The sequence below is a fragment of the Corynebacterium sp. NML 120412 genome (assembly GCF_002285155.1).
Lineage (GTDB): Bacteria > Actinomycetota > Actinomycetes > Mycobacteriales > Mycobacteriaceae > Corynebacterium > Corynebacterium gottingense.
Window position 1 is genome coordinate 64,452 of the sequence record NZ_NSGL01000002.1, and the last position, 22,278, is coordinate 86,729.

Annotated in this window: 22 protein-coding genes and 2 tRNA genes; 13 read left to right on the plus strand and 11 right to left on the minus strand. The window is 66.5% G+C overall.

Annotated features, from left to right (window positions below):
* Positions 1–90 precede the first annotated feature (90 nt).
* The 4 genes from CKJ84_RS07315 (at position 91) to CKJ84_RS07330 (ending at position 3,823) form a co-directional block, all read left to right on the plus strand.
* Positions 91–744 carry a single-stranded DNA-binding protein gene (locus tag CKJ84_RS07315; RefSeq protein WP_095546473.1) on the plus strand — a complete coding sequence of 218 codons (654 nt, stop codon included), beginning with the start codon at positions 91–93 and terminating at the stop codon, positions 742–744.
* A gap of 157 nt (positions 745–901) precedes the next feature.
* A complete protein-coding gene (gene ettA, locus CKJ84_RS07320; protein ID WP_095275411.1) occupies positions 902–2,572 on the plus strand; it encodes an energy-dependent translational throttle protein EttA in 1,671 nt (556 codons plus the stop codon).
* Positions 2,573–2,719: 147 nt separating this feature from the next.
* Positions 2,720–3,190: a thioesterase family protein gene (locus tag CKJ84_RS07325; protein WP_095275412.1), complete on the plus strand. Its 471-nt coding sequence runs from the start codon at positions 2,720–2,722 to the stop codon at positions 3,188–3,190.
* Positions 3,191–3,823 (plus strand): hypothetical protein, encoded by a 633-nt coding sequence (locus tag CKJ84_RS07330; protein ID WP_095546474.1) that lies wholly within the window; start codon positions 3,191–3,193, stop codon positions 3,821–3,823.
* 10 nt (positions 3,824–3,833) lie between these two features.
* On the opposite strand, the gene CKJ84_RS07335 is transcribed toward CKJ84_RS07330, so the two are convergent.
* Positions 3,834–4,241 (minus strand): globin, encoded by a 408-nt coding sequence (locus tag CKJ84_RS07335; protein WP_095275414.1) that lies wholly within the window; start codon positions 4,239–4,241, stop codon positions 3,834–3,836.
* Positions 4,231–5,247, minus strand: coding sequence for a mechanosensitive ion channel family protein (locus CKJ84_RS07340; protein WP_095546475.1), 1,017 nt, complete (start codon positions 5,245–5,247; stop codon positions 4,231–4,233). Before CKJ84_RS07340 ends, CKJ84_RS07335 begins: the two co-directional genes overlap by 11 nt.
* Before the next feature lie 180 nt (positions 5,248–5,427).
* On the opposite strand from CKJ84_RS07340, the gene CKJ84_RS07345 reads away from it, so the two are divergent.
* Positions 5,428–6,564 (plus strand): cystathionine gamma-synthase, encoded by a 1,137-nt coding sequence (locus tag CKJ84_RS07345; RefSeq protein ID WP_095546476.1) that lies wholly within the window; start codon positions 5,428–5,430, stop codon positions 6,562–6,564.
* Between the two features lie 441 nt (positions 6,565–7,005).
* Positions 7,006–7,743 carry a GntR family transcriptional regulator gene (locus CKJ84_RS07350; RefSeq protein ID WP_095546477.1) on the plus strand — a complete coding sequence of 246 codons (738 nt, stop codon included), beginning with the start codon at positions 7,006–7,008 and terminating at the stop codon, positions 7,741–7,743.
* A 30-nt stretch (positions 7,744–7,773) separates the two neighbouring features.
* On the opposite strand, the gene pepN is transcribed toward CKJ84_RS07350, so the two are convergent.
* Complete coding sequence (gene pepN / locus CKJ84_RS07355; protein WP_095546478.1) at positions 7,774–10,170, minus strand: aminopeptidase N; 2,397 nt, start codon at positions 10,168–10,170, stop codon at positions 7,774–7,776.
* Between the two features lie 69 nt (positions 10,171–10,239).
* Between pepN and CKJ84_RS07360 the strand changes: the two genes are divergently transcribed.
* From CKJ84_RS07360 to CKJ84_RS07370, 3 genes are read left to right on the plus strand one after another with little or no spacing between them, the layout of a single operon-like run.
* Positions 10,240–10,866, plus strand: a complete 627-nt coding sequence (locus tag CKJ84_RS07360) for a DsbA family protein (protein ID WP_095546479.1) — start codon at positions 10,240–10,242, stop codon at positions 10,864–10,866.
* Positions 10,867–10,905: 39 nt separating this feature from the next.
* On the plus strand, positions 10,906–11,391 hold the full coding sequence (locus CKJ84_RS07365) for a ribose-5-phosphate isomerase (RefSeq protein ID WP_095546615.1): 486 nt from the start codon (positions 10,906–10,908) through the stop codon (positions 11,389–11,391).
* A gap of 22 nt (positions 11,392–11,413) precedes the next feature.
* A complete protein-coding gene (locus CKJ84_RS07370; protein ID WP_095546480.1) occupies positions 11,414–12,220 on the plus strand; it encodes an N-formylglutamate amidohydrolase in 807 nt (268 codons plus the stop codon).
* 6 nt (positions 12,221–12,226) lie between these two features.
* Here CKJ84_RS07370 and bioD read toward each other — a convergent pair whose 3' ends face one another.
* Positions 12,227–12,901, minus strand: coding sequence for a dethiobiotin synthase (gene bioD / locus CKJ84_RS07375; RefSeq protein WP_095537363.1), 675 nt, complete (start codon positions 12,899–12,901; stop codon positions 12,227–12,229).
* On the minus strand, positions 12,898–14,205 hold the full coding sequence (locus tag CKJ84_RS07380; RefSeq protein WP_095546481.1) for an adenosylmethionine--8-amino-7-oxononanoate transaminase: 1,308 nt from the start codon (positions 14,203–14,205) through the stop codon (positions 12,898–12,900). The genes bioD and CKJ84_RS07380 overlap by 4 nt, the downstream gene beginning before the upstream one ends.
* 70 nt (positions 14,206–14,275) lie before the next feature.
* Here CKJ84_RS07380 and CKJ84_RS07385 point away from each other — a divergent pair, with 70 nt between their 5' ends.
* Both CKJ84_RS07385 and CKJ84_RS07390 read left to right on the plus strand, forming a co-directional pair.
* On the plus strand, positions 14,276–15,004 hold the full coding sequence (locus tag CKJ84_RS07385) for a 6-carboxyhexanoate--CoA ligase (RefSeq protein WP_095546482.1): 729 nt from the start codon (positions 14,276–14,278) through the stop codon (positions 15,002–15,004).
* The gene (locus tag CKJ84_RS07390; RefSeq protein ID WP_095546483.1) at positions 15,001–16,230 is read left to right on the plus strand and encodes an 8-amino-7-oxononanoate synthase; all 1,230 of its coding nucleotides are present in this window, start codon (positions 15,001–15,003) and stop codon (positions 16,228–16,230) included. Before CKJ84_RS07385 ends, CKJ84_RS07390 begins: the two co-directional genes overlap by 4 nt.
* Here the strand turns inward: CKJ84_RS07390 and CKJ84_RS07395 are convergent.
* The 5 genes from CKJ84_RS07395 to CKJ84_RS07415 form a co-directional block, all read right to left on the minus strand.
* Positions 16,215–17,054, minus strand: coding sequence for an aldo/keto reductase (locus CKJ84_RS07395; protein WP_095546484.1), 840 nt, complete (start codon positions 17,052–17,054; stop codon positions 16,215–16,217). The two genes, CKJ84_RS07390 and CKJ84_RS07395, sit on opposite strands and share 16 nt — an antisense overlap.
* A gap of 52 nt (positions 17,055–17,106) precedes the next feature.
* Positions 17,107–18,585 carry a cytochrome b/b6 domain-containing protein gene (locus tag CKJ84_RS07400; RefSeq protein ID WP_095546485.1) on the minus strand — a complete coding sequence of 493 codons (1,479 nt, stop codon included), beginning with the start codon at positions 18,583–18,585 and terminating at the stop codon, positions 17,107–17,109.
* Between the two features lie 7 nt (positions 18,586–18,592).
* On the minus strand, positions 18,593–19,531 hold the full coding sequence (locus CKJ84_RS07405; RefSeq protein WP_095546486.1) for an electron transfer flavoprotein subunit alpha/FixB family protein: 939 nt from the start codon (positions 19,529–19,531) through the stop codon (positions 18,593–18,595).
* Positions 19,532–19,544: 13 nt separating this feature from the next.
* Entirely contained in the window at positions 19,545–20,324 is a 780-nt protein-coding gene (locus CKJ84_RS07410; RefSeq protein ID WP_095546487.1) for an electron transfer flavoprotein subunit beta/FixA family protein, read from the minus strand.
* Between the two features lie 88 nt (positions 20,325–20,412).
* Entirely contained in the window at positions 20,413–21,309 is an 897-nt protein-coding gene (locus CKJ84_RS07415) for a DUF1542 domain-containing protein (protein ID WP_233125579.1), read from the minus strand.
* Between the two features lie 104 nt (positions 21,310–21,413).
* On the opposite strand from CKJ84_RS07415, the gene CKJ84_RS07420 reads away from it, so the two are divergent.
* Positions 21,414–21,488, plus strand: a tRNA-Gly gene (locus CKJ84_RS07420).
* Between the two features lie 39 nt (positions 21,489–21,527).
* Here CKJ84_RS07420 and CKJ84_RS07425 read toward each other — a convergent pair.
* The gene (locus CKJ84_RS07425) at positions 21,528–21,983 is read right to left on the minus strand and encodes a hypothetical protein (RefSeq protein ID WP_095546488.1); all 456 of its coding nucleotides are present in this window, start codon (positions 21,981–21,983) and stop codon (positions 21,528–21,530) included.
* A 168-nt stretch (positions 21,984–22,151) separates the two neighbouring features.
* On the opposite strand from CKJ84_RS07425, the gene CKJ84_RS07430 reads away from it, so the two are divergent.
* Positions 22,152–22,225 (plus strand) — tRNA-Pro (locus CKJ84_RS07430).
* The last annotated feature ends 53 nt before the right edge of the window (positions 22,226–22,278 follow it).

Genomic DNA, 22,278 nt, shown 5'->3' on the forward strand with positions numbered 1-22,278 from the left:
GTGTAAAAATACCACTAACGGAGCAAGCGCTTGTCGACGCCCCGTTGCACGAAACAAACGTCAAAGTTTAGGAAAGGGGGTGGCTCTCCCATGAGCCACTTGCACACTCACATCCACGGCAACCTGATTGATAACCCAGACCTCCGCGTGTTTAAGGACACCGATTCGGTGCTGTGCAAATTTCGCCTCGCCACCTCGCGCCGTCGCCCGACGGAGGAAAAGGATTCCTCCGGGAAGGTGCTGTGGGAGGATGTGGATCAGCTGTATATCGATGTCGAATGCTGGGGGCAGCTCGCCACCAACGTGGCGGCGTCGCTGAAGCGGGGACTACCGGTTTCCGTCTGCGGCAAGTTGGTGACGGAAACGTGGCTGGTTGACGCGCCGGAGGGTGCCGAGCAGGAGAAGCTCAAGCGCTCAAAGATCGTGCTGAAGGCGACCCAAGTTGCGTTCGACCTGGCCCGCCACCAGGTCAGCTCGGTGCGTAGCGAGCCCGTTGGCAACACGCTGGCCGGGCAGGAACCGCTTCGGGCGAAGACAACGGAGGAACTGACGCGCGACAGTCGCGGGGACGTTACTGACCGGCTGATGAGTGAGGAAGACGCCATCGGGCACGCGAAGCGCGCCAAAGAGCGCGAGCCCGTGTTGGTCGGCGCGGCCGCCGGCGGTGGCGGCGCGGGTGGCGCAAACGCAGCAGATTCCGCAGACTCTTCGGATTCCGCGGACGCCGAGGGGGTGCCGTTCTAAACCGTCACTTCACCCAACGCTGATCTGTCGCTGCTTCCCCGCGCGCGATGCTTGGTCTGGTGCAGGCAGTCAGGCCATGTGGAGGCCCCGAAATGATGTAGTCTGTGGAAAGCATTTACGCCAATTTCGCAGTCGAATTCACAAGAGGGGACTTCACGTGGCTGAATTCATCTACACGATGAAAAACGTTCGCAGGGCCATCGGTGACAAGGTCATTCTGGACAACGTCACTATGGCTTTCTACCCCGGCGCCAAGATCGGTGTCGTGGGCCCCAACGGCGCTGGTAAGTCGTCGTTGCTCAAGATCATGGCGGGAATTGACCAGCCGAACAACGGCGAGGCATTTCTCCAGCCCGGCGCGTCGGTGGGCATCCTGCTGCAGGAGCCGCCGCTGAACGAGGAGAAGACGGTCCGCGAGAACGTCGAGGAGGGCCTCGGCGACATTTTTGAAAAGAAGGCCCGCTTCGAGCAGATCGCCGAAGAGATGGCGACCAACTACTCCGACGAGCTCATGGAGGAAATGGGCAAGCTCCAGGAGGAGCTCGACGCGGCCGACGCGTGGGAGGTCGACTCCAAGATCGAGCAGGCGATGGAAGCGCTGCGCTGCCCGCCGTCGGATTCCCCGGTGACCAACCTGTCGGGTGGTGAGCGCCGTCGAGTGGCGCTGGCGAAGCTGCTGCTGTCCGAGCCCGACCTGCTCCTGCTGGACGAGCCGACCAACCACCTCGACGCGGAGAGCGTGCTGTGGCTGGAGCGCCACCTGCAGGACTACCCGGGCGCCGTCCTCGCCGTGACGCACGACCGCTACTTCCTGGACAACGTCGCGGAGTGGATCTGCGAGGTTGACCGTGGCCAGCTCTACCCGTACGAGGGCAACTACTCCACCTACCTGGAGAAGAAGCAGGAGCGCCTCCAGGTCGCGGGCAAGAAGGACCAGAAGCTGCAGAAGCGCCTGAAGAAGGAGCTGGACTGGGTTCGCTCCTCGCCGAAGGCTCGCCAGGCAAAGAACAAGGCCCGCCTGGAGCGTTACGAAGAGATGGCGGCAGAGGCGGAGAAGTACAAGAAGCTGGACTTTGAGGAGATCCAGATCCCGACCCCGCAGCGCCTGGGCAATAAGGTCGTCGAGGTGGAAAACCTGAACAAGGGCTTCGACGGACGCACGCTGATCAAGGACCTCTCGTTCACCCTGCCGCGCAACGGCATCGTTGGCGTGATCGGCCCGAACGGCGTGGGCAAGACCACCCTGTTCAAGACCATCGTGGGCCTCGAGGACCCGGATTCCGGTGACGTTGAGGTGGGCTCCACCGTCGAGCTGTCCTACGTGGACCAGAACCGCGCAAACATCGACCCGGAGAAGACGGTGTGGGAGGTCGTCTCGGACGGCCTGGACTACATCCACGTTGGCCAGAACGAGATGCCCTCGCGCGCGTACCTGTCCGCCTTCGGCTTCAAGGGTGCTGACCAGCAGAAGCCGTCCAAGGTCCTCTCCGGAGGTGAGCGCAACCGTCTCAACCTGGCGCTCACGCTGAAACAGGGCGGCAACCTGATCCTGCTCGATGAGCCCACCAACGACCTCGACGTGGAAACCCTGGGGTCGTTGGAAAACGCGCTGCAGGCATTCCCGGGCTGCGCCGTGGTCATCTCGCACGACCGCTGGTTCCTGGACCGCACCTGCACCCACATCCTCGCCTGGGAAGGCAACGTTGAGGAAGGCCAGTGGTACTGGTTCGAAGGCAACTTCGGCGACTACGAGAAGAACAAGGTCGAGCGACTGGGCGAAGAGGCCGCGAAGCCGTCCCGCGTCACGCACCGCAAGCTGACGCGCTAGGCACACGCTTCTCGACGCCACCCGGCCTCCCGCTTCACGCCCCGCCCCGAGAGCCAGCTCACACTGGTTCCGTGGCGGGGCGTTGGTTGTGGGGTAGCATGTCGGCAGTACGTGCACCGCATACCCGCGAAGTTTGGAGTGGAGAATATGGCTGAGCAACCAGGACACGGCGAGACCGCAGGCGCGAACGGCGCCGGGGCCCCGCATACTCACAAGGTTTCGCTGCGCTGGGGCGACTTTGACCGGTACGGCCACGTCACCAACTCCGCCTACATCGAGCTCGCCCAGGAGGCGCGCCTGGCGTTCGCGCAGCAGTTCTTCGAGGCGCAGGGCCATGAGTTCGTCGTGTTTGTCCGCCGCGTTGACGCGGACTACATCCGCCCGCTGCTGCCCAACACCACCGAGGTCACCGTGGACACCGAGGTTGTGCGGCTGGGCAACACCTCGTTCACCACGCGCCAGGAGATTAAGGACGCGCAAGGCCACATCTGCTGCGTGGTGGAAACCGTGCAGGTCACCGTGGACACCGCGACGACGTCTCCGCGACAGATCACCCAGAAGGAAATCGGCATCCTGACCCGCGTTGCCTCGAGCATCGACGAAGCTGGCGAGGAGTAAATGGAGTCCCTCCGCATTACGGGCGGTGCTCCGGGGCTGACAGCGCTGGTCGGCCGGGCCACCGGCCTCGACGCCTCCGCGTCGGCCCGGTTCCAGTCGCTCGACGCAGACGCCCCCGCGGTCGACGTTTACGTCACCACCCCCTTCGACTGCATCGCGTCGCGCCGGGTGAGCGGCGAGGCCTCGCGCGATGGGGCAGTGGTGGCGGCGAGCGATCTGCTGGCTGCGTTGCAGGCTGGCCGCGCCGAAGTCGGTGCGGCGCGGGACCCCAACTGGCCCGGCGCGCTGCCCCCGCGCGAGGGCTTCACGGTGCGTGACGAGGTGCCAGTTTCGGTGGCGCGCCAGCTCGCCGACAAGGGCCGAGAACTCGCCCGCCAGTTTTCCGGGCCGATGGGGCCGCCGAAGTCGCTGTTGGACTCGACGGTGCTGACCGCCGACGCGGAGTCTGCAAGCCCGGTGGAGATCCCCATGCGAATGATTTTTACCTGCACGTCGCTGGGGTTCATCCCCGGCTTCGCTGCCCCCATTGACATCCCGCGCCATCTGCGGGTGTCCACCGCGGGGCGCTGGGTGCGTCTCGACGCCCCGTTTGGGTCCGTTTACCACTCAACGGGACTCGGGCTGTTCGTCTAAGCGCGCTCGTTTAGTACGCGCGCGGACCCTGGTTGATCATCATGTAGGCGACGCGCTGCATGTGGTTCCACAGGGCGAAGCGGTACGCCTCGGGGAGCTCCTCGTCCGAAAACTGGTTCAGCGAATTTTCCATGAGGTGTAGCCACCGATCCGCCTCTGGCTCGCCGATGGGGAAGGGGAAGTGGCGGCGCCGCAGCATGGGGTTGCCGCGCTTTTCCTGGTAGGTCCGGGGACCGCCCCAGTACTGCACGAGGAACCAACGGAGCCGGTCCTGCGCGCCGTCCCAGTCCTGGTCCGGGTACATCGGGCCGATGAGGTCGTCTTCTTTGACCTGGTTGTAAAAGCCTTCGACGAGGCGTTGGAAAAAGTCGGCGCCAAGGGCGTCGTAAAGCGAATGCTCCTGCGGGTTACTGGTCATTGGAGGGCCCTCTTTCGGTGATCTTGTCGCGCGGGTCATTGCGCACGAGGGTGGGTTCGGAGCCCGGCAGGCGGACGTCGGCTTCCTGCATTGCCTCGAGGATCTGCTCGTACATGAAGCGACTCACGCCCCACTGCTCGCCGGGCATGGTGTTTACGGTAACGCGGTAGGTGAGGTGGTCGGTAGTGAAGCTGGATACGCCGAGGAGCTCGGGCTCGCCGATGATGTTGCGGCTGACGCGCTCGTTCTGGGCAGCGGCGCGGGCAGCATCCAGGATCACGTCTGCGGCCTTCGATGGGTCGGCGAACAAGGAGACGGGGACTTCCATACGGGCGACCGAGAAGCGGTCTGAGTTGTTGCCAACCTGCTCGATGTCGCCGTTGCGGATGTACCAGAGCGTGCCGTCGATGTCGCGCAGCGTGGTGATGCGCATGGTCATGTCCTCGACAGTGCCCTCGACGTCATTGACGGCGATGACGTCGCCCACACCGTACTGGTTCTCAAGCAGGATGAACATGCCGGACAAGAAGTCTTTGACCAGCGACTGCGCGCCGAAGCCGAGAGCGACACCGACGATGCCTGCAGAGGCCACGAGTGGGGCGACGTTCACGCCGAGCTGGTCCAGGATCGCCATGATGGCCCAGACCCAGATGACAATGGCCACCGCAGAGCGACCCACGTTTGACAGGGTGCGGATGCGAGCCTGCCGGCGCTGCTCCTGCGAGCGCGCCTGTGGCGAATCAACGTCGCGTTCCCCGCGCCGGAAGGGCACGCCGCTGCCCGGGTTCTTGATTGCGTTTTCGGCACCGCGGCGGATCAGGCGGTTGAGCACCCACTGCAGCACGGAGGCCACGAGGATGATCAGGAGGATCCACAAGGGGCGGGTGACAAAGTTTTGCTGCGTGTCGGGGTCGTTCCACCAGGTGGAGAGGCCGGAGACGGCGCTGTCAACGCGCGCCTCGGTGCCCTTCGATGCTGCTGCGAGAAGTGTTGTTGTATAGCTCATCAGGTGCAATCTTAACCGGCTGGATGTGCCGGTGCTGGCCAGACGGAACGAACGTCCTGTGCATAAAATTCGCCCATTCCGCACCCAAAATGAACCGCTTGGTCTACACTTCGGGGAAACTTCCCCTCGCCGCACGGATGCGTCGCACGGAGGGGCCGCGACGACAAGAAAGGTACCGCGATGACCTCTGGGTTCTCCACAGATTCAATTCACGCTGGGTACGAGCCTGACAGCCTGTACGGACCGATCAATGCGCCGATCTACGCCTCCACCACATTCGCGCAGGACGGGTTGGCCAAGCTCCGCGGCGGGTACGAGTACACGCGCGTGGGTAACCCGACCGTGACCGCGCTGGAGAAGACCGTCGCCGCGCTGGAGGGGGCGGACTACGGCGTGGCGTTCGCCTCCGGAATGGCGGCGATTGACTCCCTACTGCGCATCCTGCTCAAGCCCGGGGACCACATCGTCATCGGGAACGACGCCTACGGCGGCACCTACCGCCTCATCCAACAGGTCTTCACGCTGTGGGGCGTGGAGAACTCGGTGGTGGACATTACGGACACCGACGCGGTCACTGCGGCGATCCAGCCCAACACCAAGGTGATTTGGGTGGAGACTCCGACGAACCCGCTGCTAAACATCGCGGACATCACGGCAATCAGTAGGGCCAAAGGTGCAGCAACCCTCGTCGTGGACAACACGTTCGCCTCTCCCTACCTGCAAAAGCCATTCGAGCTGGGCGCGGACGTGGTGCTGCACTCCACCACCAAGTACATCGGTGGCCACTCTGACGTCGTTGGCGGCATCGTGTGTGGCAAGGATGCGAATCTGGAGGAGGACCTGCGCTTCTTCTTTGGCTGGGTCGGCGCGATCCCGTCACCGTTTGATACCTACCTCACCGCCCGCGGCCTGAAGACGCTTGCGGTGCGCATGGACCGCCACTGCGATAATGCCGAGGCGGTCGCCGATTTCCTCCAGCGCCAGGACTGTGTGGCCAAGGTCCACTACCCGGGGCTTGCCTCGCACCCCAACCACGAGGTGGCGAAGCGCCAGATGACGCGCTTCGGCGGCATGGTGTCCGTCGAATTCCAGACCGAGGAGCAGGCGAAGGCGTTTTGCTTGTCGACGAAGCTGTTCTGCCTCGCAGAATCGCTCGGTGGAGTAGAGAGTCTGGTCGAGCACCCGGCGACCATGACGCACCTGGCGGTCAACGGGTCGGCGCTCGAGGTCCCGCCGGAGTTGGTTCGCATCTCGGTGGGCATCGAGGACGTGGACGATCTCATCGCCGACCTCGAGCAAGCCGTGGCGGCGTTGTAAGCCGGACGCTAGGAAGCTCGGTGCGGCGAGTTCGCCTGGTGACCTCGTTATACCTGCGGGTGCATAAATTGCATCGAAGTTAGACCCCTAATAGGGGGTAATTTCAAGGTTTTTCATGCATGGCATGCATGTCCGGTCGGAATGTACCTTTTGGGGGTGATTGGGGGGAGGTGTGCACCCGTTTGGGTGTGTGCTGCCGGGGTCGGAAAGGGCGACGTTCGTCCAAATTTAGACCATTGATTTGACAACAACTGTCGGTTGGGCGCGTAGAAAGAATGCAGGGTAACTGCATCCTTTGTTGATTAACGTTGATCGAAGAGAAATTTACACAGCCGTTTTCAATAATTTTGACGGCTGCGTGTAAATGAACGTAAATCAACGGCCGAATTGCTCGTCTTGGGAGTTTTCCCATTGCGCGAGGGAGAGCGAGGGAAGGTATCTATGGCGACGAAACCGGCGTATCTCCGTATCGCGGAGACGCTGCGCACCAGGATTGAGTCTCACGAACTCAAGCCCGGTGACAAGCTCCCACCCGAGCGCGAGCTAGTCGACCAGTTCAACGTCGCCCGGATGACAGTGCGGCACGCGCTTGATGTGTTGCAGCTTGAAGGCATCATTGAGCGCAAGCGCGGCCGAGCCGGGGGCACGTTTGTGCGCGCGCTGCCGCCCGTCGTGGACCTCAATGGGGCGACCGGGTTGGCGGCGCAGCTGGAGGAGAAAGGGGTGGACATCGTCTCCAAACTGCTGTTTTCCGGACGCATCACCCCTCCTCGGGTTGTTGCCGCGGCCTTTGGAGACACCGAAACCGACGCCGAGCTCGGCGACGGGGCCAGCGACGGGGCCAGCGACAAGGTGTATGCGGAGGAGCGTGTGCACTATGCCGACGGGGCCCCGGCGTTTTCGGAGACGCTCTACGTGCGCCCAAGATATGAGGAAGGCTACGCCGTGAGCAGCCTGACTTTGACGGCGGACAGGCGGCCGGAGGCGGCAACGCTGCGCGAGGACGTGGTCACCCCCGGCGTGGCTACAGATGTGGAGCGCGGTCGGCTCCAGATGGCGGCGAATGCGCCACTGCAGCGCGTGACCCGCAAGCTGTACGAGGGGAGCCTCGTCGTCGCCTACGCCACCATCGTCGTCCGGCCGGACGTGGCGCAGCTCCGCGCGGTCACGCGCTTCTAGCGCCGCGCCTTAGCAACCCTCGCCAGCGCTTTAAGCGTCTGCAGCGCCTTCAGCGTCTGCAGCGCGGTTGCGCACGGCGCGCGCGACTCGGTCCTGGCCCTCGGCGAGGATGCGCTTGAGGCCGGCGGACACGGAGGCGTCGTCAAGCAATGCGTCCGCCTTGCGCACGGCCTCTTCGGAGATCGCCCAGGTCGGGTACATGCCCTCGAGGGTGCGCTGCGCCATCTCATTGGTCAGACGGTCCCACAGCGCCGGCGCGACGCGGAAGTACTCGTCGGTGAACGCGTCGAGTTCGTCGCCGTTGAACTTCAGCCCGTCCATGAGGTAGCGCGCCTCCAGGTTGGTCAGGTCCTCATTGACCAGCGTGTCCCACGCCCATCGCTTCTCCACGGTCGCGCGGCACCGCAACCGCGAAATCACGCCCTCGGACGAGGTGTCCTCTTCCTTCTCCGCGTCCTCGAGCGGCGCTTCGCCGGCGGCGATGAGGCTGGTCAGGGCCAGCCAGCGCACCTCCTGGTTGTCCGAGCGCTCGAGCAGCTGCTTGAGGTAGTCCACCGTCTCCGGCGTCGGGGAGAGGCGGGCAAGTGCGCGGTCGAAAATTGCGGCCGGCTCGGCGCCGCGGAAGGCGTCGTTGAGCAGGCGGAAGCCCTCGGCCTGCCAGGCGGGGTCGACGTACTGCTTAACCGCCAGGGTGGCCTGGGCGAGCAGGCGCTCCTGCACGCTCGGCTGGTCCTCGGCGGCGCCGTGCTTGGCCACCAGGCGGACGAACTCGCGGGCCGGGAGCTGGCCGTCGCGCACGGACTCCCACAGCGACGACCACACGAGGGTGCGCGCCAGCGGGTCGGTGATCTCGCCCAGGTGGTCCAGGGCGAAGCGCTGGTGCGCGGGGGTCAGGCCCATCTTGCAGTAGGTGAGGTCCTCGTCGTTGACCAGAGCCAGGTCGTGGTCGACGCCGGCGAGCTCTGGCACCTCGGTGCGCGCGCCGTCGACGTCGAGGGTGACGTGGTGGGTGCGGGTGACGGAGCCGTCGATAAGCGAATAGAGCCCCACGGTAACCCGGTGGGTGCGCATGACGTCGGATTCCTGCACGACGGCGAAGGAGTCCTCGGTGATTTCCGGGCGCAGCGCGGAGACACCGGTGGTGCGCAGCCACTGCTCGGACCAGCTCGACAGGTCGCGGCCCGAGGACTTCTCCAGCGCGGAGAGCAGGTCAGCGAAGGTGGCGTTGGCGTGAGCGTGGTTGGTGAAGTGCTCGTGGACGCCGGCGAAAAACTCGTCGCGGCCCACATAGGCCTGCAGCTGCTTGAGCACGGACGCGCCCTTGGCGTAGGTGATGCCGTCGAAGTTCTGCTCCGCGGTCTCGATGTCGGGCGCGTCCGCCGCGATCGGGTGCGTGGTGGGCAGCTGATCCTGCTGGTAAGCCCACGCCTTCTCCACGGCGGCGAAAGTGGTCCAAGCGTCCGGGTACTCGCCGATCTCGGTCTGCGCGATGGCGGCGGACCAGGTGGCGAAGGACTCGTTGAGCCACAGGTCGTCCCACCACTGCATGGTGACCAGGTCGCCGAACCACATGTGCGCCATCTCGTGCAGGATGGTGTCGTTGCGGCGCTCCAGGCGGTACGGGGTGGGCTCGGAGGTGAACACGTACTCGTCGCGGAAGGTCACCGCGCCGGCGTTTTCCATCGCGCCCATGTTGTACTCGGGGCAGAAGATCTGGTCGTACTTGCCAAAGGGGTAGGCCACGCCGAAGTTCTTGTGGTAGTAGGCGAAGCCGTCCTTGGTCTGGCGGAACAGGCGCTCGGCGTCCAGGTGCTCCATGAGGGAGGCGCGGGCGTAGATACCCAGGGGGATCTCGCCGTGCTCGTCGGAGTAGGTGTCGGTGACGTGCTCGTACTCGCCGGCGATCACGGCGATGAGGTAGGTGGACAGGGGGTAGTCCACGGTGGCGGACCAGGTGTTGCCCTCGCGCGTGGTCGGCGCATTGAGGACCACGGTGTAGGACTCCGGTGCGGTCACCGCGATGTCGTAGGTGGCCTTGATGTCCGGCTGGTCGAAGCAGGCGAAGACCTTCATCGCCATCGCGGGCTCGAACTGGGTGTAGAGGTAGTCCTTGTTGTCCACCGGGTCGGTGAATTTATGCAGGCCCTCGCCGGTGCGGTTGTAGGTGATGGTGGCGTCGACGCTGAGGGTGTGTTGGCCGTCGGTAAGCGAAAGCTCGCGGCCCTCGACGGGCGAGCCGTCCAGGGTGGCCGTGAACGAGTCCGCGACCAGGTCGAAGGAAGTTTCGCCGGCACGGGAATCGAAGGTGACCGTGGTGCGCGAGCGGAACTGCTCGGCGCCAGTAACGTCGAGCTCGATGGAGTAGTGGACGTTGGAAATGAGGGCGGCGCGGTGCCGCGCGTCGGCCCGAGTCAGATTTGTTTTCATGGCCCCAACATACTCGGACGCGCGAAATAGCTACTGTGGGGGCCAACCGCTCACACGAAGGAGAATGTAATGACCCAACAAGTCACTTTTTGGTTCGATGTTTCTTGCCCATTTTGCTGGCTGACCTCCCGCTGGATCAAGGAGGTCGAGCAGGTGCGCGACATCGAGGTCGAGTGGGTGCCGATGTCCCTGAGCGTGCTCAATGACGGCCGCGACCTCTCGGAGACCTACGCCCGCATGATGGAGGCGAACTGGGGCCCGGCCCGCGTGTTCACCAAGGTGAAGGACGAATTCCCCGAGAAGATCGACGAGCTGTACACGATGATGGGCACGCTCGTGCACACCGAGGGCCAGGGCGGCAAGCAAGGCTTTGGCGGCTACGACGAGATCATCGGCGTGGCCCTCGACGCGGTCGGTCTGCCGCCGCAGCTGGCGGATGTGGCCAACTCCGAGGTCGTCGACGACCAGCTGCGCGCCTACCACCAGCAGGCCATGGACAACGTCGGCGACGAGGTCGGCACGCCCGTGGTCAAGCTCGGCGACACCGCCTTCTTCGGCCCAGTGATCACCCGCGTGCCCAAGGGCGAGGAGGCGGGCAAGCTTTTCGACGCCTCCGTGTCCCTCGCCTCCTTCCCCTACTTCTTCGAGCTGAAGCGCTCGCGCACTGAGGACCCGCAGGTCCGCGAACAGGCGTAGGGGCCCTGGCCGGGCCGGGTGGCAGGTAGGCTTGTGCGCATGCGAATTTACCTTGGAGCAGACCACGCAGGTTTCGAGCGAAAGAACCAGATCAAAGCCCACCTGGAGCACGCAGGCCACGAGGTCATCGACTGCGGCGCCCACGAGTACGACGCCGCCGATGACTACCCGGCGTTTTGCATCGCCGCCGCTGAAGCAGTGGTGGCGAACCCGGACTCGCTCGGCATCGTGCTGGGCGGCTCCGGCAACGGCGAGCAGATCGCCGCGAACAAGGTGAAGGGCGCGCGCTGCGCCCTGGCCTGGTCCGAGGAGACGGCGAAGCTGGCGCGCGAGCACAACAACGCCCAGCTCATCGGCATCGGTGGGCGCATGCACACCGAGGAGGAGGCGCTGAAGATCGTCGACGCCTTCGTCGCCCAGCCATGGAGCGAGGAGGAGCGCCACCAGCGCCGCATTGACATCCTGGCGAAGTACGAAGAGACCGGTGTGGCTCCGGAGGTGCCGGGTAACCCAGCGCAATCCTAAAATCCCGGTTACGCTTCTGTGCATGAGCGCACAGCCCGAGCACTACATCATTACGCAGGGCGGGGCCGCATGCCCCGTGATCATCCACGTCCCGCACTCCTCGCGCGAGATCCCCGAGGAGGTGGCCGCTGACTTCGTCGCCACCGACGCGCAGCTGGCGCAGGAGCTCGACCGCGTGACGGACGACGGCACGCTTGAGCTCGCCACCGCCGCCCGCGAGCAGTCCGGGGTGGACGCGTGGATGATCGTGAACAACCTGTCGCGCCTGGTGGCGGACCCGGGGCGGTTCTCCAACGAGCGCGACTCGATGGACGCCTCAGGCCGCGGCGCCGTCTACATGAAGCTTGGCGACGGCAACCTGCTGCGCCCCGCGGGTTTTGACACCACCGAACTGCGCGCGAAGTACTACGAGCCCTACGCAGAGGCCGTCACCGAGCTCACCCGCGGTCGCCTGGACGCCCTCGACGGCGCGGTGATCGTGGACGTGCACTCCTACTCCAACCAGCCCGACGAGTACCAGATCCACCCCGGCACGCTGCTGCCGGACATCTGCATCGGCACCCACTCGATCCATACCCCGGCGCTGCTTGCGGACGTGACCGACCGCGAGTTCACCGCCGCCGGGTTCAACGTGGAGCGCAATACCCCGTTCACCGGCGTGTACATCCCCGTCGAGTTCACCCAGAACATGAAGGTGCTGGGCGTGATGATCGAGGTGCGCAAGGACATCCTGAGCGGCGAGCGGGAGGCCGACGTCGCGGCGGCGCTGGCCAAGGTGATCCGCCACGCGGAGGAGATCGCGCAATCCGAGGTCGGCCGCCCGCTCTAGACCGAGCTACCGCGGCGGCGCGGGAACGCCGAGTGCCCCGGCCATCCGCGCAAACGCATCGCGCTCCAGCGCGCCAGAGCCGGCGGGGATACTTGCCCAGACGTTCACGCCCGTGACCACGGGCAGCTCCTCAAGGTTGAGCCGCGTCGCCAGGTCCGGCTCCGCGGGCAGCATGCCGCCGATAAGCCCGGCGACGCGCACACCGCGGCGCGTCGCCTCGCGCACCGTCAGTTCCGCGGCGTTGAGGCTGCCCAAGCCCAGCGAGGTCACGACAACGACGGGTGCGTCCAGCTCGGCGGCGATGTCGGCGATGGTGTAGTCGTCTGCAAGCCGCACCAGCAGGCCGCCCGCGCCCTCCACGAGGGTGACGCCGCGGCCGCCGTCCTCGGCGTCGAGCGCCCGGATCCAATCGCAGACCTCGCCCAGCGGCGGGACCTGCATGCCGGCGCGCCGGGCCGACAAGTTGGGGGCGAGCGGCTCGGGGAAGCGGACGTACTCGTGCGTGGCCACGCCGGTGAGACGGTCGACCGTGTTGGCGTCGCCGGAGCCGTCCGGCTCTCCGGTCTGCAGCGGTTTGGCCACGCGCACGGCCGTCCCATCCGCCTGCCACGCCGATGCGAGCGCCGCGGTGGCGATGGTCTTGCCCACGTCAGTGTTTGTACCGGTGATGACAACAATCATTGGTCCTGCTCCTGTGTTTCCTTGTGTGCGGCTGCGGCCGCGTCAGCGGCCGCGACGACGGCCCGACCGATCTGCCGGACCTGGTCCTCGGTGCATACAAACGGCGGCATGGTGTAGATGTTGCGCCCGAACGGCCTGATCCACACGCCCTGGTCCACCGCGGCCTGCGTGGTGGCGGCCATGTCCACGTCGAACGCCATCTCCACCACGCCAATGGCGCCGAGAACCCGCACGTCGGCGACGCCGGCGATGTTGCGCGCGGGCGCAAGTGCCTGGGTAAGCCAGGTTTCGATGTTGCGAGTCTGCTCGCGCCAGTCACCCTCGGCGATGATGTCGGTCGCCTCGGCGGCCACGGCGCAGGCGAGCGGGTTGCCCATGAACGTTGGCCCGTGCATGATCGCCGACGGCTCCATGCCGGCTGCGACCTCGTCGGTGGTGAGCACCGCGGCGAGCGTCATGAACCCGCCCGTGATCGCCTTGCCCACGCACAGGATGTCGGGGACCACGCCGTTGTCGAGGGTGGTGAAGAGCTGACCGGTGCGCCCGAAGCCGGTGGCAATCTCGTCTGCAAGCAGGAGTGCGCCATGCTTCGTGCAGAGCTCGCGCACGCCGCGGACCAGCTCAGCGTCGTGGAAGCGCATGCCGCCGGCGCCTTGGACGACGGGCTCGATCACCACTGCGGCAATGTCGTCGGTGATGAGCTGCTCAAACTCGGCGAGGTACGCGGCGCGTGCGTCCTCGCTCGCGCCGCGTACCGGCGGGGCGGGGGCGAAGCGCTGCTCGGCGAGCACGCCCTTCCACATCGAGTGCATGCCACCGTCGGGGTCGCACACGCTCATCGCGGCGAAGGTGTCGCCGTGGTAGCCGGAGCGCCACGTGAGCAGCCGGTTGCGCTCCGGGTGGCCGGTGCCGCGGGCGTACTGCAGCGCCATCTTGATGGCCACCTCCACCGACACCGAGCCGGAGTCTGCGAGGAAGACGCGGCTGTAGTTCGGGCCCGCCTCGCCGCTGGTCAGCTCGAGGAGGTTTTGGGTGAGGCGTGCTGCCGGTTCGTGGGTGAGCCCGCCGAACATCACGTGCGACATGCGGTCGATCTGTTCGTGGGCGGCGCGGACCAGGCGGGGGTGCCCGTGGCCGTGGGCTGCGGCCCACCAGGACGACATGGCGTCGATAAGCGTGCGCCCGTCGGCGAGCTCGAGGAAGACGCCGTGGGTCCGGACGACGGGGAGGTTGCCGGAGCCGGGCGCGGCGTAGGGGTGCCAGATGTGCGCGGTGTCGATCGCGGTGATCTCGTCGGGCGTCATGGGAGCCTTTCATTGCTGCAGCTGGTGGCGATATTGAACACTGTACAAGGCGGCGTGTAGGTTGGGTCACATGACCTACTTTTCGGTGCGCATGCGCGCGAGCTCCAACGGCCGACACATCTCTGGCGCGGAGCGCATCGTGCCCGCAGAGCGCGTGTCGTCCACCTGCGCGCAGCTTGCGCAGCGCGCGCTGGACCACCCCAAGGGCGTGGCGGCCGAAACGCACCTCACGGTGGAAGCACTCGACCCCGAAGCGATCCGGCGCGTCCCCGCGCTCGCCGTGGAGGTGGCGGAGTGCGCCCACCCAGGTGAGGCGCAGCAGGTGATCCGCGCGCTGCTCGCGCCGCTGACCCCGCACGCCGACGCCCTGGTCCGCGACACGTTCGCCGCACGGGACATGCGCGGCGCCATGCTCGTGTGCGCGGGCACCGGCGCGCGGCTGGAACCCGACCGCGAACGTGGCGTGCGCGTGAGCCACGTGGATAGCGCAGCTGCAGTCGACCCCACGGCCGCGCCCGGCAAGGACGCCGCCCGCGAGGCGCTCGTCCTCAGCAGCAAGGTCGCCGCGCACCCCGACGTACTCGCGGAGCTGTGCATCTCCGACGACCCCGACTACACCACCGGCTACGTCGCCCACGCCGGCACGTACACGCGCATCCCCAACATCAAGCCGGTCGGCTCGCCCGCGGGTGCGCGCGCCTTCCTCGTCCGCGAGGGCGCCGACACCGCCGCGCTCTTCCGCTACCTGGAGCGAGAACCGGTACTGGTGCGCGTTCCCTCGCAGGAGGACGCGCAGTGACCCCCGGCCAGCCACCGCAGGCCGAGACGCTTGCCGACGTCGCCGCCGCCAGCCTCGACGACTGGCGCGCCCGCGGCCTGTGGCGCAGCCCGTCCGTCTTCGCCACCGCCCAGCGCGCCGAGGCGAGCCTCCGGGACGGGGCACACCGCACCGACGCCGCCCTGTTCAGCTCTTCCAACTACCTGGGTTTAGCGGAGGATCCGCGCCTGGCCGACGCCGCCATCGCCGCGATCCGCACCTATGGTGCGGGCTCGGGCGGCTCCCGCCTCACCACCGGCACCAACGAGCTCCACCTGGCCACCGAGGCCGCGTGCGCGCGCCTGACCGGCTACGACGATGCAGTACTTTTCGCCACCGGCTACCAGGCCAACGTGTCCACCCTCCAAGCCCTCGCCGCCGCGTGCGCGAGCGCGGGCGGCCTCACGATCGTCTCGGACGCGCGCAACCACGCCAGCATCATCGACGGCTGCCGCCTGGCGAAGGCCAGCGGCGCCGAGGTCCGCGTCACCCCGCATCGCGACGTCGGGGCCGTCGCCCGCGCCCTGTCCCAGCGCACGACCGCCCACGCGCTCGTGGTCACCGACGGCCTGTTCTCCATGGACGGCGTCTGCGCGCCGCTGCCCGCACTGCTCGAGGTCTGCCGGGAGAAGGGCGCCTGGAGCATGCTTGACGACGCCCACGCCATCGGCACCATCGGCGCCACCGGCCGCGGCCTCCCCGAGTACTTCGGCCTGCGCCCCGACATCCAGCTCATCACTGCCAGCAAAGCACTCGGGGCGGAGGGCGCTGCCGTGGCGACCAACGCGCCGGTTGCCCAACTCCTGCGCCAGCAAGCGCGCTCCTTCGTCTTTTCCACTTCACCGGCGCCGGCGACCTGCGCAGCGATCACCGCCGCGGTCGAGGTCCTCGAATCCGATCCCAAGCCGGTGCAGCGCCTGCACGCCAACATCGCCCGCTGGAACGCCAACCGCGGCGAAGGCGCGATCGATCCCGCGGGCGCCGGCCCCATCATCCCGGTCCACGTGGGCGACGAGGAAGCCGCGATGCGGGCGTCCGCTCAGCTGCTCGAGCGCGGGTTCATCGTGCCCGCCATCCGCTGGCCCACCGTGGCCCGCGGGCAAGCGATCCTGCGCGTCACCCTCATGGCGACGCACACGTCAGCGCAGATCGATGCCCTGTGCGCCGAGCTCGCGGCGCTGGGAATTGAAGGCTACATGTCCGAGTAGTGCGCGGGGTGCGGCCCGAATCGTCCGAACTCCTCCTCGTCAAGCGCAATCATGGCGGCCATCTCGTCGTGGCTGAGCTCGAAGTCGAAGATGTCCAGGTTCTCCGCCATGCGCTCCGGCGAGTTGGTTTTGGGGAAGACGATTACCCGGTTCTGCAGGTGCCAGCGCAGCACCACCTGGGCGGGCGTCTTCCCGTGCGCCTCGGCGGCGTCGGTGATCTCCGGGTAGTCGGAAAGGTCCAGGTTGCCGCCGCCCAGCGGCGCCCACCCCTCGATGGCCACCCCGTGCACCCGCATCGCGTCGAGTTCCTTCCACCGCTGGAACAGCGGGTGCAGCTCGACCTGGTTGACCGCCGGGGTGACATCGGTAGCCATCTCCAGGTCGTGGATGTGACTGGGGAGGAAGTTCGAGACGCCGATGGAGGTGGTCAACCCCTGCTCGCGCAGCTGGACCATGGATCTCCACGCGTCCACGTAGGCGCCCTCCGAGGGGACCGGCCAGTGGATCAGGTACAGGTCCACGTGGTCCAACCCCAGGCGCTCGAGGGACTCGGACAGCGCCGCGTCGGCGTCGCGGTGCCGGCCGTTCCACAGTTTCGTGGTCACGTACAGCTCGTCGCGGGGCACGCCGGAGGCGGCAATGGCGCGGCCGACGCCCTCCTCGTTGTGGTAGATGAAGGCGGTGTCCAGGTGCCTGTACCCGGCCTCAAGCGCGGCGAGGGTGAGTTCCTCAGCGCGGGCGGGGTCGACGCGGTGCAGCCCGTAGCCGAGTTGGGGGATCAGCGTGCCGTCGTTGAGCTTGAGCTCGGGAATCGTTTCCGTCATGGCCGACATCGTAGTCGGGCGGGGTGACGGGGGCGTCGATAAGCGACTGCCCCTAGCGCTGCGTCACGTTGCCGGTGCGTGCAGCGATGGGCGCGACGAACATCGGCCGGGCGAGCGCCCAACCGCCCGCGATGACCGCGATGGCGATGACGAAGAGGATCGTGCCCGTCCACCCGGTCGGGTCGTCGGTGGCGGCGAACATCGCGTTGAGGTTGCCGCGCACGCCCGTGGTGAATACGAGCGCGACGTGGATGATCACGAACAGGACGAAGAACAGCATGGTGGGGAAGTGGAGCGCGCGAGCCACGCGCATGGAAATGAAGTTCCACTGCTTCGGCCACAGCGGGCTCATGCGCGCACCCGAGATGATCGCCAGCGGCGACGCCACGAACACCACCAGGAAATACGACAGCTCCTGCAGGGAGTTGTAAAACACCCACGGGTTCTCGTTCGGCCAATCTAGGCTCAGGTATTGGATGCCCGCCGACACCGCGTTGGGGAAGGTCTCCCAGCTCGTGGGCACGATGCGCATCCACTGGCCCGTGGTGAACAGCAGCACATAGAAGATCGCGCCAAGCACGACCCAGGCCACGTCCAGTACGACGTGCAGCCACAGGTTTACCGAAATCTTCTCGCGCGGCCTGCTCCGCGGCGCCCAGTACGCCTCCGGCTTCTTCTCGCGACGCTGCATCAGACCAGTCTTGATGATCATGGCCATAAGGAACATGTTGAAGAAGTGCGACCACGTCAGCCACGCGGGGAAGCCCTCCGGCGCGCTTTCCGGCAGCGGCTGCGCGCCGCTGTAGCGCGCAATGAAGTCCGCGCCCGTGTCCGTCCCGACGAACCAGCGCGCAGCCAGCACACCAATCGCCGCAAGCACGACGAGGATACCGCCCCACAGCCAGGGCTTGGTGTTGTGAGGAGTGCTTTTCGACGCCTCCGTGCCACCCCCCGCACGCTTCGCCGTCGACCCGCCGGCAGCGGCAGGAGTTGCGGGTGTGGCAGGTGTTGCGGGTGCCGTCGGGGTGACGTGCGCTGCCGGCTCTTCTGACTCTGCCGGCGCTGCCGGCTCTGCGGTCGCAGAGGGATCCGCCTCCGGTGCCGGTGCTTCCGCCTGTGCGGAAAATTTTGGCGCCGGGACCTGGGCGGTTTCCGCTGCGGGCCAGGGTTGGCCGCCCGGGGTGCGGGGCAGACCGCGTCGCAGCGGGACGGTGACGTACTCTGCGGCCGCAAAGTGAGCTGGGTTCGGTGCCGGGTCTTCCGCCTGTGCGGAAATTTTCGGTGCTGGGACCTGGGCGGTTTCCGCTGCGGGCCAGGGTTGGCCGCCCGGGGTGCGGGGCAGGCCGCGGCGCAGGGTTACGGTGACGTACTCTGCGGCCGCAAAGTGAGCTGGGTTCGGTGCCGGGTCTTCCGCCTGTGCGGAATGTGCCGCAGCGCCGCCCTTAGGCTCCGGTACCTCCGCAACTTCCACCGGCGGCCACGGTGCCCCGCCGGAAACGCGGGGCAGGCCCTGACGTACGGGTACCTGCATAGAGCGCCTACTTCCTGGACTCGATCTCGGAGATGATCTCGGGCACCACATCGAAGAGGTCGCCGATGATGCCAAAGTCGGCGATCTCAAAGATGGGGGCGTCCTCGTCATTGTTGATGGCAACGATGGTGCCGGAGGTCTGCATGCCCACCAGGTGCTGCACGGCGCCGGAGATGCCCACGCCGATGTACAGCTTCGGGGACACCAGCACACCGGTCTGACCGATCTGCGCCTCGTAGGGGACTTGGTCCTCGTCCACCGCGGAGCGGGTCGCGCCGACGGCGGCGCCCAGGGCGTCCGCGAGGCCGCCGACGAGCTCCTCGAACATGTCGGCATCGCCGAGCGAGACGCCGCCGGCGACGACCTTGTCCGCCGTGGTCAGCTCCGGGCGGGAGGAGGTGCGCTCCACCGGGGCCGATTCGACGACCTCGGCGACGCGGCGCTCGCGTGCGTCGCCGGTCACCTCGATGACCTCCGCGTTCGTGGCTGCCGCGCGCGTGTCGACGCTGCCCAGACGCAGCGTGACCACCGGCGCGGAGTGGGTGGCGGCAGCGACGGCGGTGAACGCGCCGCCGTAGTTGGAGTGGTCGGTGACGATGCCCTGGTCGTCGCGCCGAACGTTCGTAGCGTCGGTGAGCAGCGCGCGTCCGGCGCGGATGGCCACACGGGCGGCCAGGTCGCGGCCGCGCACGTCGTGGGCGGTGAGAATGGCCTGGGGGTTGAAGGTGTCGATGGCGGCCACGGTGGCGTCGATAAGCGAAAGCTCCGAGGTCGCGACCTTGGTCGCCCCGAGCCCACCGAGGGCCTCCGCGTGGTCGGCGCTGCGGGCGAGGACAACCGGGTCGCCGAGCGTGCTGGCGGCGCCGATGAGCTCTGCGGCTGCGGGGTCGGGCTGGCCGTCGAGCGTGTCGGGCAAGACGACGAGAACCGGATCTGTGGTGGTCATGGTGGGCTCCTAACTAGATAAGGTTCTGAGACTCGAGGAAATCGACCAGCTTGGCGGCGGACGAGCTCGACGCGTCGATGATTTCACCCTGCTCGCGCGGCGGGCGGCGGTCAATGCTCACCATGATGGCGCGGGCCGGAGTGTAATCCTCGGCGTCAACCCCAAGGTCATCGAGCGTGAGCGTGGTGAGCTCCTTCTTCTTCGCCGCCATGAGGCCCTTGAAGTTGGGGAAGCGCGCGTCCGCGAACTCGTCGGAAACCGCGACAACTGCGGGCAGCTGCGCGCGCAGCGTCGACGTCGCGTGATCGCCCGCCTGCGTCGCGGTGACGGTGTCACCGTCCACATCGAGCGAGGTGAGATTGGTCAGCGCGGGCCAGTTCAGCAGCTCGCCCAGCATCGGGGCGATCACGCCCGAGCCGCCGTCTGAGCTCATCGTGCCCGCAACGACGAGGTCGTAGTCGCCGCGCTCGATCAGCTTTGCCAGCACCGTCGCCGTCATCGTCGTGTCTGCGCCGACGAGGCGGTCATCCGTCACCATCGTCGCTTCCTGCGCGCCCATCGCGATCCCCCGGCGCACGGACTCCGCCGCCTGTGCGGGACCGACCGAAAGGACCTCGACCTGAACGTCGTCTTTCCCCAGCTTCTCCGCAACGCGCAGCGCGGCCTCCACCGCGCGCTCGCCAACCTCGTCGGCGGCGACGTCCCCCGAGCGGTCGGTGAGACCGGTCTCCAGGTTCATGTCGCGGTCGCTGTAGGTGTCCGGGACTTCTTTCAGCAACACTGCAATGCGCACTGCGGCTCCTTATATATAGGGCGGTTGAACGTCAAGCAGTTTATCGCACACAGCCCACTGGTCGGGCAGAGCTTTGGCTATCTGCGTGTTAGTCCCCGCCCCCGCCGTCGCCGCCCCCGTCACCGCCGTCCCCGCCGAAGAAGCCGCCAAACCAGCCGTCCCCGCCACTGTCACCGTCACTTCCGTCGTCGCCGCGCCCCCGGTTGTCGTCGACGTCGAACCTGCCGCCCCTGCTTTCGTTGTCAAAGGTGGCGTTGCCGGAGGATGGGGTGCTCGACCAGTCGCCACTGCCACCTCCGCTGCCTCCGCTGCCAGATGCGGACTCCATCTTCTTGCGGGGATCTTCCTCGGCCTCCGCGTACACGGAGGAGGAGAGTGCCGCAGCACCCGCGGCCCACGTGCCCGCGACGAGCGCCTGCTTCCACCACGGATCGGAGTACCAGCCGGCCGGCACCGGGCGACCCGCGACCGCGCCGCCGGGGTAGAAGTGCGGAGTGCTTACCGACGGCATGGGCGACGCCAGTAGCGTCGGCCCGTCCTCCTGCCGGATCATCCGTTCTTCGCCCACTCTCCCCGCCTCGAGTTGGCCCCGGAGCTTCGGGAGGGGCGACTCCGTCGCCATGCCCATGATCTCGCGTGCGGCGTTGAGGTAGTGCATGCCCTCCAGCGCCGCGTTGCGGGCGGCGCGCACCTCGTCAGGTGCTTGGGCGTACGCGAGTGCACTTTGCGCCGCGTCGTGCCGCTCGTTTGCGTCCGCCAGCGCCTGCCGGGACGCCTCGTCCTTGCCCGTGAGCCCCGACAACTGCGTGCCGAGGTGGTCCGTCCAGCGTTTTGCATCGGACACTGCGGCGTCGAAAAGCACGCGCTCGCGCGGGTCGTTGCCACTGCGGTTCATGATGAAGGCGCACAGTGCGATGCCGACGATCAAGAAAACAAACGGCCACAACACGAACGTCACATCCTTGGGGAGGTCGAGGTTTGTCACCACCGAGAGTATGTGCGCCGGGATGATCGCGCAGCAGCGTATGCGGCGCGGGTTTGGTTTCGCTGAGGCCCTGCGCTACACTTTCCACAGCGATTTCGCGTTCTGGGAATGTCGTATAGTGGCTAATACCTCAGCCTTCCAAGCTGAAGACGCGGGTTCGATTCCCGTCATTCCCTCCACTTTCTCCCGGTGAAACCGGTCGTGCGGGGCGTCGCCCATCAACGCTCGAGCACCCTCACCTCGCGTTGGTTCACCCCGGAAGATGATCCGGAGTATTCCACCTTTTCCACGTGTGTGCGAAGCTCTGCGCCCGGGTCGAGCTCGGTCCCAGACTCAATTCCGTTTCCGCAGGCGTTGATCTCTTCCGGCTCGAACCATTCGACGGAAGTGCTTCCGTCCGTAAAGATGAGTCCGATGCCGGTGCGAGTTTCCCATGCGCTCGGGTTGCGGTTGATGCTAAAGAAGTCTTGCTTGTCAAAGCCGAGCGCCGCGGCCTGCGACGCGTCGTGGTAGGGGCACCACGCGTACGCCCGATCGACGGTTTTGCCGGTCGACTCGCGGGCGACGTCTGCGAGGGTGAATGGGGCGTCATGAAGCAGGTGCTCTTGCAGATCCTGACTGGGTGCGCACGCAGCGAGGGGGAGTAGTGCAACGAGCGCGACAGTGCGTTTCATGGCTGTCTCCTTTTTGTTTTGCCATAATAATTGCTTGTCGACGCCACCGCACCCGGTTTAACGGGGCCTTAATTCCATATCGCGTACGCTGCACGCTACAATTGCTTGGCGTGAGTTGGTAGGGTGCCCCACCATCCTGCTTTACCGCAGCTCATGCCGTAAAAATTGCGGGGCGTGGCGCAGCTTGGTAGCGCACCTGCTTTGGGAGCAGGGGGTCGCAGGTTCAAATCCTGTCGCCCCGACAAGAGCAAGCCCGCTCCTCGTGAGCGGGCTTGCTGCACATACGAATCTTTTT